This is a genomic window from Actinosynnema sp. NPDC049800 (genome assembly GCF_040656635.1).
GTDB lineage: Bacteria > Actinomycetota > Actinomycetes > Mycobacteriales > Pseudonocardiaceae > Actinosynnema.
Genome location: NZ_JBFAMT010000102.1, coordinates 1 through 15,067, shown reverse-complemented (window position 1 = coordinate 15,067; position 15,067 = coordinate 1). Strand labels below are relative to the sequence as shown.

12 protein-coding genes are annotated in these 15,067 nt (G+C 71.6%); 1 reads left to right on the top strand and 11 read right to left on the bottom strand.

The window, feature by feature from the left end; translation table 11 throughout:
* From AB0I91_RS43895 to AB0I91_RS43845, 11 genes are all read right to left on the bottom strand, one after another.
* Nucleotides 1–2,312, bottom strand: a 2,312-nt coding sequence (locus AB0I91_RS43895; protein WP_499642182.1) for a multicopper oxidase domain-containing protein, incomplete at its 3' end; no start/stop codon positions are given.
* Nucleotides 2,313–2,526: 214 nt separating this feature from the next.
* The gene (locus AB0I91_RS43890; protein WP_499642180.1) at nucleotides 2,527–3,030 is read right to left on the bottom strand and encodes a CBS domain-containing protein; all 504 of its coding nucleotides are present in this window, start codon (nucleotides 3,028–3,030) and stop codon (nucleotides 2,527–2,529) included.
* A 30-nt stretch (nucleotides 3,031–3,060) separates the two neighbouring features.
* Nucleotides 3,061–3,801, bottom strand: a complete 741-nt coding sequence (narI, locus tag AB0I91_RS43885; protein ID WP_499642177.1) for a respiratory nitrate reductase subunit gamma — start codon at nucleotides 3,799–3,801, stop codon at nucleotides 3,061–3,063.
* On the bottom strand, nucleotides 3,798–4,523 hold the full coding sequence (gene narJ, locus AB0I91_RS43880; protein ID WP_498785560.1) for a nitrate reductase molybdenum cofactor assembly chaperone: 726 nt from the start codon (nucleotides 4,521–4,523) through the stop codon (nucleotides 3,798–3,800). The genes narI and narJ overlap by 4 nt, the downstream gene beginning before the upstream one ends.
* On the bottom strand, nucleotides 4,520–6,142 hold the full coding sequence (gene narH, locus AB0I91_RS43875) for a nitrate reductase subunit beta (protein ID WP_499642175.1): 1,623 nt from the start codon (nucleotides 6,140–6,142) through the stop codon (nucleotides 4,520–4,522). The genes narJ and narH overlap by 4 nt, the downstream gene beginning before the upstream one ends.
* A 1-nt stretch (nucleotide 6,143) precedes the next feature.
* Nucleotides 6,144–9,866: a nitrate reductase subunit alpha gene (locus AB0I91_RS43870; protein ID WP_499642185.1), complete on the bottom strand. Its 3,723-nt coding sequence runs from the start codon at nucleotides 9,864–9,866 to the stop codon at nucleotides 6,144–6,146.
* Nucleotides 9,867–10,535: 669 nt separating this feature from the next.
* Nucleotides 10,536–10,679 (bottom strand): hypothetical protein, encoded by a 144-nt coding sequence (locus AB0I91_RS43865; protein ID WP_498785556.1) that lies wholly within the window; start codon nucleotides 10,677–10,679, stop codon nucleotides 10,536–10,538.
* Between the two features lie 726 nt (nucleotides 10,680–11,405).
* On the bottom strand, nucleotides 11,406–11,603 hold the full coding sequence (locus AB0I91_RS43860) for a hypothetical protein (RefSeq protein WP_499642173.1): 198 nt from the start codon (nucleotides 11,601–11,603) through the stop codon (nucleotides 11,406–11,408).
* A gap of 273 nt (nucleotides 11,604–11,876) precedes the next feature.
* Nucleotides 11,877–12,374, bottom strand: coding sequence for a hemerythrin domain-containing protein (locus AB0I91_RS43855; protein ID WP_498785554.1), 498 nt, complete (start codon nucleotides 12,372–12,374; stop codon nucleotides 11,877–11,879).
* Between the two features lie 3 nt (nucleotides 12,375–12,377).
* Nucleotides 12,378–13,532 (bottom strand): MFS transporter, encoded by a 1,155-nt coding sequence (locus AB0I91_RS43850; RefSeq protein WP_498785552.1) that lies wholly within the window; start codon nucleotides 13,530–13,532, stop codon nucleotides 12,378–12,380.
* A gap of 760 nt (nucleotides 13,533–14,292) precedes the next feature.
* Nucleotides 14,293–14,727: a universal stress protein gene (locus tag AB0I91_RS43845; RefSeq protein ID WP_499642171.1), complete on the bottom strand. Its 435-nt coding sequence runs from the start codon at nucleotides 14,725–14,727 to the stop codon at nucleotides 14,293–14,295.
* Nucleotides 14,728–14,811: 84 nt separating this feature from the next.
* On the opposite strand from AB0I91_RS43845, the gene AB0I91_RS43840 reads away from it, so the two are divergent.
* A partial coding sequence (locus AB0I91_RS43840) for a universal stress protein (protein WP_499642169.1) occupies nucleotides 14,812–15,067 on the top strand: 256 nt, incomplete at its 3' end.

Sequence of the window (15,067 nt, the reverse complement as noted above, 5' to 3'; positions counted from 1 at the left end):
CCGACGACGTGGAAGCTGAGCAGGTCACCGGGCCCGGCGTTGACCACCCAGAACCGGACCCGCTCACCGACCCCGGCGGTGAGGGGCGCGTGGTCGTACTGGTTGGTCATGCCGTTGAACTGCCAGCCGTCCGGCCGCCCGTCGGCGATCCTGGCGGTCTGTTCGTCGCTCCCGGGTTCACCGGCGAAGTGCTGACCGCCGAGCAGGACGTACTCGTGGTCGACGGGTGGCAGGTCGGGTGGGTCGACGACGACCGCGCCGTACATGCCGTTGGCGATGTGCAGCGACATGGGTGCGGTCGAGCAGTGGTACAGCCAAGCGCCTGCCCGTTGGGCGGTGAACCGGTAGACCAGTCGCTCGCCGGGTTCGATCGTGCGCATCGGCTCCTCGGGGGCGAGGGCACCGGCGTGGAAGTCGATGCTGTGGCCGATGGTTCCGTCGTTGACCAGGGTGATCTCGAACCGGTCGCCGACCTTGCCGCGCAGCACCGGACCGGGAGCGGTGCCGCCGAAGGTCCATCGGCGTTGCCGGACGCCGGGTGCGACCTCCACCTCTTGCTCGGTGACCCGCAGTTCGACCTGGTGCACGAGGTCGGACGACGAGGGCGGCAACGTCGCGTCCCAGGGCTTCCAGCCGGCGCTCGGCGCGTTGCCGGTGGTGCCGTCGGAGGCGGAGTGCGACGAGTGCCCACCGTTGCGGTTCGGACCGGCGTCGCCGGGCGCGCTGTTCGTGCTGATGGTCATGGTCATGCCGGCCATGCGGTGCCCGGCGACCGTGCACCAGCCCGGTAGCTCGCCGTTGATCACGCCGGCGTCGATCTCCTGGGTGTCCCCGGTGGCCAACCGGTCGGTGCGGACGCCGTTGGCGAGCCGCAGGTCGTGCGGTACGGCGTCGGTGTTGGTCACCCGCAACAGCACGCGGGTGCCGGCATCCACCACCACTGCGGACGGTGTGATCCGCATGTCCCGTAGCTCCACGTCGACGGTGCGCACCACTCCGGCGCCGACCGCCTCCTGGCCGCCGCTGACCGCGAACCCGACCGCCGTCAGCACCGCGACCAGTCCGACCGCGAGTCCCGGAACCGTGCCGCTGACCGTCGGTGGCAACGCCCCGTGCGCGGCGACTGGCACGGCCACCGCCAGCGCGAGCACCGCGAACCACCCGAAGCCGACTGCGGCCAGCCCCCACCCCAGAGCGGGGAAACCCGTCAGGACCAGGGCTACCGCGACGTTCACGCTCACCACACGGGGGAGCCACGCGCGATCGAGCACCGCGACGACCTTCTTGTGCTCGGCCGGCCCGCGGCTGAGCACGACGGGCAGCAACTGGGTCAGCGATCCGGTCAACACCTGCGCCCCGAACCCGACCAGCAGCATCGGCAGCACCCGACCGGTGGCGGCGGACACACCGTCCAGCGACCGGCCGTCCAGCAGGGTACCGGCCTCGGTCAGCAACGCGGCGAAGAACCAGCACAGCGCGGCCGCCAGCTGCCAGGGAGCGGACCAGCGAGGCGCAGCACGCAGCAACGCGGCCCCGAACGGCACCAGCGCCATGCCGACACCGCCGGCATACGCCAGCAACCCGATGACCGCGACCCACACGTTCCCGACCACGAACCCGGCCGCGGCCGCCGTCAATCCCGCGATGAGCAACCACAAGGTCCGTTGGGCCCGCTGCCGGGCGTTGTCGGGCATGCGAGTGCGCAGTGCGGTCGGACCGAGGGTGACCATCGTCCCGAGCACCGACAGCCCCAGCCAACCGAGCAGGGTGACGTGCACGTGCGCGCCCCACAGCTGCGCGTACCACTCCAGCCCGCCGGCGGTCAGCGCACCGCCCAGCGTGGCGCCCACCGCGAGCGCAGCTGATGCCGCCGAGTAGTACCCGGTGAGGTAGCTGTACCGGTTGGGCAGCGCCGCCCGTCGGATCCGCACGAGGTGGACGGTGTGCACGACCGCGATCACGGTCACCGCGGTCGCGCCGGTACCCGACAGCCAGTGCGCGTCGACCACGACACCGACCAACACCAGCACGACCGCGAGGTTCAGCCCGGTCAACCCGAGCCTCATTCGGCGCTCCGGCGGAGCGGGCGCCCGGCACAACGCGACCACGAAGTGCTCCGACCACACCACGATCGCGTTGGTCGCGCAGCCGAGCAGGAACGCGTGCACCGCGACCCACCCCGGCAACCCGAACCGCTCGTGGGTGACCAGCAACGCCACGGCGACCGCCAACCACCCCAGCACCAGCACGTTGCCCCACACCACCAGTGGACCCTTGAACCGCGACCGGGACGGCGCCGCACTCGGCGCCATCAGATCAACCGATGGAGTCATCGAGCCACGAACCGTTCGCTGGTGCCGAAGGAAGCATCACGTCCACCATGCTGGATCAGCGGCGAGGTGATCCAGCAGGGCCCAACGTCCCGAACCGACCCGGACCTTCGACCACCGGGCACCGGCCTGCCCGGAACGTGACCTCTCGCGCGGAACGCACAGGGATCCCGACCGCTCTCCGGTGCGCCGGCTCTCACGGTCCTGGTGTCCCTGCTGATCTCTCTTGAACCGTCCACTGCAGGCGGGACTTCCCCGGTCGGGTGGCGCGTTCGGCAGCCCGCGCGGCGACGTCGGCGTCGCTGCAGAATCCGGTCAGTCGGCGTTTGAGGCAGAGCAGGCCCATCAGGGTGCCGTTGTCGTCGACCACGGCGCGGCGTCGCTGCCCGCTTGTCGTGAGGAGCTCGTAGGCTTCTTCGGCGGGCATGTCCGCCGGGACCGTCCGGCCGGACACCCGGGAGTGGGGCAGCGCGAGGTCGGTGTCGTCGAGGTTGTCGGGCAGGTCGGTTCGCACGAGGGTGCCCATGAGGCGTCCGGACTCGGTGAGCAGGAGCAGGTGGACGTGGTCGTCGGCGAAGCAGGCGCGGGCCTGGTCGACGGAGGCGTCGACCGGCAAGGTCTTCGGTCGTCGCACCACTACGTCACCGACCGTCTTGCCGATCAGCTCCGGCGGGGCTTGCCCCGGGGTGGGAACGGGCACGGTGCGGCCAATCATCGGGTGCGGTCGGAGTCAGCGTCGGACGTCGTGCAGGCCGCGGTCCCGCACGGTGGCCGGGCTCGGAGCGGCAGCGGTCGGGGACCCCCGGCGGGCACGGTAGACGACGTAGGGTCGCCACAGGTAGGCCATCGGCGCCGACCACACGTGCACCAGCCGGGTGAAGGGCCACAGCGCGAGGAACAGGAAACCGCCGATCGCGTGCAGTTGGTAGACCAGTGGCGCTTCGGTCATCAGGTGGGTCTCGGGGGAGAACCAGAAGATGCCGCGGAACCAGACGGCGATCGTCTCGCGGTAGTCGTAGCCGTCGCCGAGCAGGTTGGTCCCGACGGTGGCGGTCATGCCGAGCACCACCATCACCGCCAGCGCCACGTAGAGCACCTTGTCCATCGTCGTGGTGACGCGGCGGACGCGGCCGTTGACGAAGCGGCGGGCGATCAGCAGGGCGAGACCGGAGACGAGCACGAGGCCGGTGATGGTGCCTCCCCACACCGCGGTCGCGTGGTAGAGGTGCTCGGAGACACCGATCTTCTCCGTCAGCGAGGCGGGCACGAGCAGGCCCATGGCGTGGCCGCCGATGACGCCGAACGCGCCGAGGTGGAACAGCGGCGAGCCCAGCCGCAGGATGCGGCTTTCGAGGAGCTGGCTGGTGTGGGTCGTCCAGCCGAACTGGTCACGCCGCCACCGCCACGCGTGGCCGACGAGGAACACCGCCAGGCAGGCGTAGGGGACGACGATCCAGACGAGCCTGTTCATCGGGCACTCTCCATCGAAGGGCGGGCGTGCGCGCACGGTCCGACGCTGAGGTCGGTGCCGGTGTCGGTGCTGAAGTCCGGGCCGAAGCCGATCGACTCGACATCCGTGCCGTAGGGCGCCAGGCCGACGGACTCCACGGGCGGGCCGTCCTCGGCGAGCGCTCGGATCGCGTCCCGGTCGATCTCGGTCAGGGGCGGCAGTGCGGTGACGACCGCCTCGAGCAGGTGCCGGTAGGGCGATCCGTTCTCGTCCAGGGCGGCGCGGAGCAGCTCCACCCCGCGGCGGTGCTGGCGCAGCGGTGCCTCGCCGTCGCCGGGGCCCGCGACGGCGGCGAACTCCAGCACCACCGGCAGCAGGTCGGGCAGCTCGCCCTCGGCCAGGCGCAACCCGTGGGCGCGGTAGCGCTGCTTGAGGGTGAGCAGGGCGATCCCGCGCTTGCGGGTGTCGCCGTGGAGGTAGTAGGTCAGGTACAGCCCGCAGCGGCGGCGCAGGTCGAAGGTGTGCACGTAGTGGGTCTCGACCTCGATCGCGTCGGTGACCAGGAACCAGTCGAGGAACGCCGCGAGCCGCGCCCGCACCTCGTCGTTGGCGATCTCGCCGACGGCGGCGCGCAGCTCGTCCCCCGCCGCGAGCAGCCGGGCGTCGGGGTAGGTGAGCAGTGCCGAGGCGAGGCCGAACAACCGGGATCGGTCCGCTCCGGCCACGCCGGACTGTCGGGTCACGAGCGTTCTCCAGTCGGATCGATGGACAGGCCGAGCCTGCCGTCGCCGCGGCGGGCGAACAGGCCCCTGCGCCCCGGGCGGGTCTGGCCGCCGTCGGCCACGAGGTGGAACCGCTCGGCGGCGGCGGGTTCGGTCATCCCGGGACCACCGGCGCAGTCCAGCGAGCAGTCCGAAGTGGATGCCGCCTGGGCTTCCAGCGCGGCGGCGTCCTTGGCGTACGCGGCGGGGATGACGTAGCGCTCGTCGTACTTGGCGATCGCGAGCAGCCGGTACATGGCCTCGATCTCCGCGCCCGGCATGCCCACCGCCTCGCACAGCTCTTCGGCAACGGTGCCGTCGAGGGTCCTGGCCCGCATGTAGGAACGCATCGCGGCCAGCTTCATCAGGACACCGGCCACCGCGTCGGCGTCCCCCGCGGTGAACAGCTCGGCGAGGTACTCCAGGGGGATCCGCAGGTCGCGGACGGTGTGGAAGACGTCGTCGGCGTCCGTGTCGTCGCGACCCGCGGCACCGACCGCGTCCAGCACCGGGGAGAGCGGCGGGACGTACCACACCATCGGCAGCGTGCGGTACTCCGGGTGCAGGGGGAGTGCGATCCGGTAGTCGCTGATCAGCCGCCACACGGGCGATGCCTGCGCGGCGAGCACCCACTCCTCCGGCAGTCCGGCCTCGGTGGCCAGGCGCACGGTCTCGGGGTCGTGCGGGTCCAGGAACACCTTCCTCTGCGCGGCGAGCAGTTCCCGCTCGTCCCGCACCGATGCGGCGGCGAGCACGGCGTCCTCGTCGTAGAAGACCAGACCCAGGTAGCGCAGCCGGCCGACGCAGGTCTCCGAGCAGATGGTGGGCTGCCCGGCTTCGATGCGCGGAAAGCAGAAGGTGCACTTCTCCGCCTTGCCGGTGGCGTGGTTGACGTAGACCTTCTTGTAGGGGCAGGCGGTCACGCACATGCGCCAGCCGCGGCAGCGGTCCTGGTCGACCAGGACGATGCCGTCCTCCTCGCGCTTGTACATCGCGCCCGACGGGCACGCCGAGACACAGGCGGGGTTGAGGCAGTGCTCGCAGATGCGCGGCAGGTGGAACATGAAGGTCTTCTCGAACTCGAACTTCACCCGCGCCGCCGCGTCGGGGGCCATCGCGGTGATGTTCGGGTCGGTGGCGGCTCGCTCGTGGGCGCCGCCGAGACCGTCCTCCCAGTTGGCACCCCACTCGAGGTTGATCGGTTCGCCGGTGAGGGCGGACCGGGGCTGTTTGACCGGGGTGTCGGTCAGCCCGGCGGGTGCGGACACGAGGACGTCCTTGTCGAACGTCGCCGGCTCGTAGTAGTCCTCCAGCGTCGGCAGGTCGGGGTTGGCGAAGATCCGGGACAGCCGCTTGATCCGCCCGCCGGAGCGCAACACCAGACGCCCCTTGGCATCGAGTTGCCAGCCTCCCTTCCAGCGCTCCTGGTCCTCGTAGTGCTTGGGGTAGCCGATGCCCGGCTTGGTCTCGACGTTGTTGAACCAGACGTACTCGGTTCCCTCGCGGTTGGTCCAGGTCTGCTTGCAGGTCACCGAGCAGGTGTGGCAGCCGATGCACTTGTCGAGGTTCATCACCATGGCAACCTGGGCGCGGATGCGCATGTCAGTACTCCACTTCCTGGGTGCGGCGGCGGATCACGGTGATCTCGTCGCGCTGGCTGCCGATGGGGCCGTAGTAGTTGAAGGCGTAGGTCATCTGGGCGTGGCCGCCCGCGAGGTGCGTCGGCTTGACGAGCAGCCGGGTCATCGAGTTGTGGTAGCCGCCGCGCCTGCCCTTGCCCTTGCCCCCGGTCTCGGTCTTGGGCACGTTCACGGTGCGTTCCGGCGAGTGGTACTGGAACACCGTGCCCTCCGGCATCCGGTGGCTGACCACGGCGCGGGCCACGATCACGCCGTTGCGGTTGACGGCCTCGACCCAGTCGTTGTCGGCGACACCGATCTTGGCGGCGTCCTGGACGCTCATCCAGATCACCGGACCGCCTCGTGAGAGCGCGAGCATCAGCTCGTTGTCGTGGTACATGGAGTGGATCGACCACTTCGCGTGCGGGGTGAGGAACCGGACGGTGACACCGCCGTCGGCCACGTCGCCGGGCTTGCCGAAGTGCCGCGCCATGTTCAGCGGCGGTCGGTAGCCGGGAAGGTGCTCGCCCAGCTCGGCGACCCAGTCGTGCTCGACGAAGAAGTGCTGCCTGCCGGTGAGGGTGTGCCAGGGCTTGAGGCGTTCGACGTTGATGGTGAACGGCGAGTACCGGCGCCCGCCGGTCTCCGAGCCGGACCACTCCGGGCTGGTGATCACCGGTTGCGGCGCCTGCTGCGTGGCCGCGTAGGTGACGTGGTCGGTCTCGTGGCCTTCGACCAGGTCGGTGAACCGCTGTCCGGTGCGCTTCTCCAGTTGCCGGAAGCCTTCGCGCGCGACGCGGCCGTTCGTCGTGCCGGACAGGGCGAGGATGGCCTCGCACATCCGGTCCGCCGTGGACAGTGACGGCCTGCCTGCGAACGGGCCGTCGGGCACGACGCCGTTCTGGTGCCGCAGGTACTCGAGTTCCGCGGTGACGTCGACGGTGATGCCCTTGGTCGTGGTGCCGAGCTTGTCCAGCAGCGGGCCGACCGCGCGCATCTTCGCGCCGATGAGGGTGTAGTCGCGCTCGACCTCGACCAGCTTCGGCATGGTCACGCCCGGCACCGGCTCGCACTCGCCGCGCTTCCAGTCCCGCACCCGGCCCGACGGCGTCGCCAGCTCGTCGGGGGTGTCGTGCTGCAGCGGCGCGGCCAGCACGTCGCGGCGGGTCCCGAGGTGGGCGACGGCCAGCTCGCTGACCTTGTCGGCGATCGCGAGGAATGCGTCGTAGTCGGTGCGCACCTCGGTGGGCGGGGCGACTGCGGGGGAGAAGGCGTGCACGAACGGGTGCATGTCGGTGGTGGAGATGTCGTGCTTCTCGTACCAGGTGGCCGTGGGCAGCACGACGTCGGAGTGCAGGCCGGTGTTGGTCATCCGGAAGTCGATCGCGGTGAGCAGGTCGAGCTTCCCGGTCGGCGCCGCGTCCCGCCACGCCACGTCCCGTGGCCGCTCGCCCGGCCCGCACTCTTCCGCCGATGCGAGTGAGTCCACGCCGAGCAGGTGCTTCATGAAGAACTCGTTGCCCTTGCCGGACGAACCGAGCAGGTTGGCCCGCCACAACGTCAGGCAGCGGGGGAAGTTCGCGGGGTCGTCGGGGTCGTCGGCGACGGCCTTGAGGCGCCCGGCGCGCAGCTCGGCGACGATGTGCTCGGCCGTGCTCACACCCGCGGCGGCGGCCTCGTCGGTGAGGTCGAGCGGGTTGCGGTCGAACGCCGGGTGGCCCGGTGACCAGCCCATCCGCTGGGCGGCCGCGACGGTGTCGGCGAAGGTCATGCCCGCCAGCAGGCCCTGCCCCAACGGGGACGCCAGCTCGTCGGCGGGCACCTTCTCGTAGCGCCACTGGTCGGTGTGCAGGTACCAGAACGGGGTGCTGGCCTGGTGGCGCATCGGGCGCTGCCAGTCGAAGGCGAAGCTCATGTGTTGCTGCCCGGTGATCGGCCGGGCCTTCTCCTGACCGACGTAGTGCGCCCAGCCACCGCCGTTGACGCCCTGGCAGCCGGTGAGGGTGACCAGCGCGATGAACGCGCGGTAGGTCATGTCGGAGTGGAACCACTGGTTCGCGCCGGCGCCCAGCGCGATCAGGGAGCGACCGCGGCTGCGTTCGGCGTTGCGGGCGAACTCGCGCCCGATCCTGGCTGCCAGCGCGGCGGGCACACCGGTGATCCGCTCCTGCCAGGCCGGGGTGTGCGGGGATTCCGCGTCGTCGTAACCGGCGGGCCACTCGCCGGGCAGGTCACCGTCCCGGCCACGGCGCAGCACGCCGTACTGGGCCATGAGGAGGTCGAAGACGCCGGTGACGAGCTGGTCGCCGACGCGCGTCACCGGGACGCCGCGGCGCATGGTGGCCCCGCCCTCCGTCTCGCCGATGTCGAACCGGGCGAGGTCGACCGCGACCTGCCCGGTGGCGTGGTCGAGCACGCCGAGCGCGGGCACGACGTCGCCGAGGTCGAGGTTCCACCGGCCCTCGCCCTCGGGGCCGTACCGGAACCCCAGCGACCCGCCCGGCACCACCGGTTCGCCGGACGCGCCGTCGAGCAGGACCGTCTTGTGCCGGGCGCCGGGGCCGTCGTCGCCGAGGTCCGCGGCGGTGAGGAACCGGTCGGCGACGTACACGCCCGGCTCCCGCTCCCGCAACGTGACCAGGAACGGCAGGTCCGTGTAGGACCGCACGTAGTCGGTGAAGTAGGGCACCTGCCGGTTCGCGAAGAACTCGGTGAGCACCACGTGACCCATGGCCATCGCCAGCGCCCCGTCGGTGCCAGGGTGCGGGGCCAGCCAGTCGTCGGCGAACTTCACGTTGTCGGCGTAGTCGGGACTGACCGCGACGACCTTGGTCCCCCGGTAGCGGGCCTCGGCGAGGAAGTGCGCGTCCGGCGTCCGGGTGACCGGGATGTTGGAACCCCACATGACCAGGTAGGTGGCGTTCCACCAATCGGCGGCCTCGGGGACGTCGGTCTGGTCGCCCCAGACCTGGGGTGAGGCGATCGGCAGATCGGCGTACCAGTCGTAGAACGACAGCAACGTGCCGCCCATCAGAGCGTGGTAGCGGGTGCCCGCCGCGAAGGACGCCATCGACATCGCGGGGATCGGGGAGAACCCGACGACGCGGTCGGGCCCGTAGGTCTTGGTGGTGTGCACGTGCGCGGCGGCGACCATGGTGGTCACCTCGTCCCAGGAGGCGCGCACGAACCCGCCGCGGCCGCGCTGGCCCTTGTAGGCAGCCGCCTTGCGGGGGTCCTCGACGATGTCGGCCCACGCCGCGACGGGGTCGCCGAACCGCGCGAGACCGGCGCGGAACATGGTGATCAGGGAACCACGCACGTAGGGATGCCGCACCCGGGAGGGCGAGTACTCGTACCAGGAGAAGGACGCGCCGCGAGGGCAGCCGCGCGGTTCGTAGTCCGGGCTGTCCGGACCCGTGGTCGGGTAGTCGGTCGCCTGGTGCTCCCAGGTGATCAGGTCGTCCTTGACGAAGACGTTCCAGGAGCACGAGCCGGTGCAGTTCACGCCGTGGGTGGAACGCACGACGCGGTCGTAGCTCCACCGGTCGCGGTAGAACGACTCCCAGGCTCCGGAGTCGATCTGGTGCAGGGTCCGCCCGTGATCGCCGACCGTCTCCCCGGTCAGGAAGCGCCGGACGCCGAGCAGTGCGCCGTGGCCGGGAACGTGATCGTTCCCAAGCCCTGCGGGGTCGGGGAGGGGGGACACGGTCACACAGCTCCTTAGAGTGGATCCTGCTGGACGACACCCGAGTTCGGACACCAGAACCACGAAGGTGGGGGACCGGTCAGGCATCACCAAGGATCATCGGGAGTCGCCGGCCGCTCACCAGTCGAACGTCCCTGGTCGCGGTGACGTTCGTCCCTTGAGAGCTCGCAACCGCTCACCCGGGCACCACCTGCCGGACCGGGGCATGACCACCGGCGGGCCGCGCGGGCGACAGGAGGTCCGTTCCGAACCGGCGGCACAACGCGTCGTGCCTTCGGACGGCCGGCGGTGGTCGCCGCCGAGAACAACGGTGTGCGTGCCGTCGAGCCGGAGCAGACCGCGTTCACTGGGAAGAGTTCCGCGGGTCTCGCCGACGACGGCCGGCCTTCCTGGCGGGTCGCTGCCTCGGCCGGCGCTGGAGGAGAGGACTCACGCATCGCGAGCGGACCCCGCCGAGACTCGCCGTGCGACTCCAGCCCGTGCCGAGAAGGCCGCCTGCGCCTGCCCACTGCGCCGAGGCCTTCACCACGGGACCTCCGGCCCGGGGATGCCGCGGTGGCGGCGTGGGCCGCCGCCACCGCAAGAGGAACGTCGATGTGCGACTGCGTGACGAGGCGGGCACACCGGACGGTCTGGGGAAACGCAGGGCCGGACGGACGCCCGGCCCGATCAGGCCGGGGCGACGTTCAACGGCGGGTGCAGGCGCCGCCCGGTCAACTTCGCGCCACCGGCGACGCGGATTACCACCTGCTCGCGGTGCGTGCGGGAGTTGACCGGCCGCACCGCGAGCGTGGCGTCCTCAGTGGAGACCAAGCGCCCCAAGCGAACCGACCTGAGCAGCTCCATGCACCGGGTCACGGTCGAGGACCTCGAGGTGCTGTCGATCCGGCACGGCGGCCGCAGGTGGCTCCGGGGTAGCAGTCACCCCTCCAGGATGCGCGGCGCCTGCTACCGGACAGGGTCGAAAATCCCGGGTCTGCAAGGCGCGACGGCACCGAACGCGTTCCGGTGCGTCGGCGGTCACAGCGAGCGACGCGCCGACGTTGGTCGCGGTTGCGCGATGGACCGCCATGATGGAGGGCACCGACACCGACGACGTCCTGCGCCTGATCGCCGACCGGGTTCACACCATCGCGCACGCGGACCTCGCCGCCGTCGTGCTCCCGAAGGACGAGCCGGGAGCGCTGGCCGTGCACGCCGCCGCCGGTGGCGACACGGCGAACCTTCCGGGACGGGAGCTGCCTGCCGACGGTTCGCTGTGCGGGCACGTCATGGCCCGTGCCCGAGCGCTCCTCGGTGACGACGTCGGAACCGACGAGCGCGGCGGCACGCCCGCCTCGACGTGGACCGCCGGGCTCGGTCCCGGCATGACCGCCTCGCTCGGGGCGCCTGGCCGGGCCGCCGACCGGGGTGCCGCTGGTCGCGAACAACCCCGGCCGACGCGGCTTCCACCAGGGCGACTTGGACGTGCTCGCCGCGTTTTCCGCCCAGGCGGCGCCGGCGCAGCGGCTCGCCCAGCACCGCGCCCACACCGAGGAGCTACACCTGCTGGAAGAACGCGACCGCATCGCCCGCGAGCTGCACGATCACGTGATCCAAGAGGTCTTCGCCGCCGGCCCGTCGCTGAGCAACATCGCCTCCACCGCCTCCGTCGACCAGAAAGCCCGGATGGTGGCCACCGTCCGCGAACTCGACCAGGTGATTCGCGACATCCGCGGAACCATCTTCGACCTGCACTCCCCGCCCGCACCGAAGAGCGAAGCCGCTCCCGGCCTGCGCCGGGCGCTGACCGAGATCGTCCGCACCACCACGGCAACCGTCCAGGTCACCGCCACCCCCGTCGCCGTCACCGCCCGCATCGAGGACGACGGCGACGGTATCGGCGACACCACAGCACCGTCCTGCTCACCGTCGCACTCCGCTGAGCGAACCCGCCGTGCGCGCGGGAGGATCGCTCGGTCCGCTTTTCTCGGCCCGCGTGGCGGGCGACGGGGATGTGGACGCCGGGCGCTAACGAGGCGCCGTCCGGTCCGGTGTGGTCGAGCGGCCACCGGCACCGCGTGTGACGCGGTCGCGCACCGCCTGGACCGCTTCCCAGTCGTCGGTGCCGAGCCTGCTCAACGCGGCGGGGAACACGCCGTCCTGCTCGGCCAGGATGTGCTCGCGCAGCAAGTCCAGCGCGGCGGCCAAGCGGGTCGGCCACGTCGGGTCGGAGGGAACGCTCGCGCCGGCCTCGGCGAGCACCGCCTCGACGTGGCGGTGCTCGGACACCAGATCGGTGACGTGGTCGGGGAACTCGTCGGCCAGCGGCGGGAACAGGCCCTGTTCCTCCACCACCACGTGCGGCCCGAGCACGAGCGCCATCCGCCGCGCGACCGCGGCCATTCCGGCCACGTCGCCCCGTTCCCCCGCCGCGCGCACTTCACCGATCATGGTCACCACGTCGTCGTGCTCGCGGGTCAACTCGTCGAGCGCGGATACCGCCTCGCAACCGCAGTACTGGCACACGGCTCAACCCTTCTTCGTAGCGCGGTGGACGACCGTCGCGGTGAACAGCAGCGCCGAGCCCGCCACGGCGGCCAGCGCCACCAACCCCAGCGCGTAGGACGACACCGCGCCGTACAGCGCGCCCATCACCAGCGGCGGCACGAAACCGCCCAGACCACCCGCGGCGCCGACCACGCCGGTGACCGACCCGACCCGGTTCGCCGGCACCAGCAGTGCCACCAGCGCGAACACCGCCCCGCTGCCGGCACCCAGCGCGGCGGCCATGGACAGGAACGCGATCGTGCCCCACGGCACCAGTGCGGGCGTGAACGACTGGAGCACCGCGCCGGCGGTCACCACGCCGAGCGAGCCGGCCAGCACCCGCACCGGGCCGAACCGGTCCGACAGCCACCCGCCCAGCGGTCGCATCACGACCGCGAGCAGCACGAACCCGGCCATGCGGTTGGCCGCGTCGGACTGGGTCAGGCCGTAGGCGGTCCTGAGGTAGGCGGGCAGGTAGACCGAGAACGCCACGTAGCCTCCGAAGGCCACCGCGTACAGCGCCGAGGCGTGCCAGGTCACAGACAGGCGGAGGGTGCCCCCGAGCCGACGCGCCAGCGACTCGGTGGGGATCACCCGATCAGGGGCGTCGCGCAGCACCAAGGCCGCGATCACCGCGTACACCGCCAGCACCGCGGCGGTGACGGTGAACGGCGTCGCGATGCCGTCCGCGTCCACCAGCGGGACGGTGGTCAGCGCGCTGATCGCCGTGCCGCCCATGCCCGCGCCGAACACGCCGATCGCCAGTCCGCGCCGCCGCGGCGGGAACCAGGAGTTGACGAACGGCACTCCGACGGCGAAGGTCGTGCCGCCGATGCCGAGGAAGAAGCCGCCGATCAGCAGCGCCGGCAGCGAGGAGTGTCCCCAGACGCCGAGGAACAGCACCGGCACGATGGTCACCCCCGACACCAGCGGGAACATCACCCGCCCACCGAACCGGTCGGTCAGCGCCCCGACCGGGATGCGCCCGACGGAGCCGACCACCACCGGCACCGCCACCAGCAACGCCTGCTGGAACGCGCTGAGCCCGAGCGAGTCCTTGAACAGCGGCCCAAGCGGGCTGAGCAACGCCCACGCCCAGAAGTTCACCACGAACCCGAGGGTGGCCACGGTCAACATCAGCGCGCGACGACCGGCCGTGGCCGTGTCGCGCCCCGTGATCGGCGGTGACGTGCGGATTCCCGCAGGAGGTGACCCCTCGGTCGAATGTGTCGTCGTCTTCGTCGTCACCTTGGACTACCCCGTTCGCACGTCCGCGCCCGACCATTGCGGGCATCGAGACCAGGATGCGCGCGCGGGTGGGCCACTCCCAGGGATGAAGGTCCTGGGTGCGCAAGGGCCGTGGCCACTCCCGGACCGGGACCTCCGACAGCGGCGACAGCGGCGGATGACTCCTGACGCCCGCGATGGCGGACCGATCGGGAGGCGAGAGCGTGCGACGAGGCGGCATCGGTGTCCGAGTTCCCAAGCGTGCGACGGGGGAGCGGCCCTTCCTAGTGATCCGGGAGGCGACGCAGGCGCCGGCCCACTACGCCGACACCCCGGTGCGCACCGGGAACCAGGCGCGGGCGTACTCGATGGTGATCGCCGTTGACACCGCCAAGGCGACCGGCGGCCGCACCTACTCCGAGATCGCGGCCGACTGCGTGGCGCGCGGGTGCGAGGACGGACGGTGCTGGAGATCCGGGCCTCGATCTTCGACCTCCAGGCGAGCGCCGACCCACCGGGTCTGCGCCGACGGCTGTTGGACCTGGTCACGCCCCGTGCCCGCTGGCGGTGGTCCGCCCGACCACGGCTGAGTGAGGAACGCAGGAGCCGGCGACAAGGGGACCGGTCGCTTGACCGGTCCCCTTGTCGCGTGAACGCGCCCGTGCGGGAGTCAGGTCCGGGCGGGCGGCACAACCACCACGGGGCACGTCGCGTGGCGCAGGCAGTCCGCGGTCACGCTGCCCGGGAGGAACCCGGCCACTCCGCTGTGCCCGTGGGTGCCGACCACGAGCAGGTCCGCCTGCCGGGACGCTTGAGCCAGCGCGGTGCCCGCGTCACCGGTGATGGTCACCTCGGCGACCGGCGGCGCGCCCGGCACGGTCGCACGGACGTCCCGCACGATCGCGTGGAGCTCGCGCGCCGGGTGCCGGTGGCCAGGGGTGTCGGCGTGCGGGTGCACGCCCATCGACGTCGCCGCCACGAACTCCGGTTCGCGCAGCCACGCCATCGTCGCTTCGACGGTGTCACCGGTCTTCACCGCTTGCGCCAGCGCCCAGCGCAGCGCCGCACGGCTCGCCGGCGAGCCGTCCACACCAACCAGGATCATGGCCTTCTCCTCTCCGTTCACCTGGAGCGTTCGCCCTGCGCCGGCCTGACCGACAGGGGCTTAAGCCACCACCCGTCGGGGCCGATGCGCACCACCGCCCACCCCGCACCGCCTTCAGGGTCGAAGGTCCCGGAGCTGACGGGACCGCGGCCACTGACCAGGCCGTTCCCGCGTCGGGAGGCTGGGAGCGACACCCGAGGAGGGGACATGGACGAGACGATCGTGGTGGGCGTGGACGGCTCACCGGTCAGCCGGACCGCGCTGGGCTGGGCGGTCGAGGAGGCGAAGCTGCGCGGCTGCGCGGTCGAGGCGGTCCTCGCCTGGCACGTGGACCACGCCA

Bases quoted from the DNA above. Each gene is read 5' to 3' on its own strand.
- narI (WP_499642177.1), bottom strand. From the start codon at position 3,801: ATGAACAGGCTCGTCTGGATCGTCGTCCCCTACGCCTGCCTGGCGGTG.
- narH (WP_499642175.1), bottom strand. From the start codon at position 6,142: ATGCGCATCCGCGCCCAGGTTGCCATGGTGATGAACCTCGACAAGTGC.
- AB0I91_RS43850 (WP_498785552.1), bottom strand. From the start codon at position 13,532: ATGTTGACCGTGGCCACCCTCGGGTTCGTGGTGAACTTCTGGGCGTGG.
- AB0I91_RS43845 (WP_499642171.1), bottom strand. From the start codon at position 14,727: ATGATCCTGGTTGGTGTGGACGGCTCGCCGGCGAGCCGTGCGGCGCTG.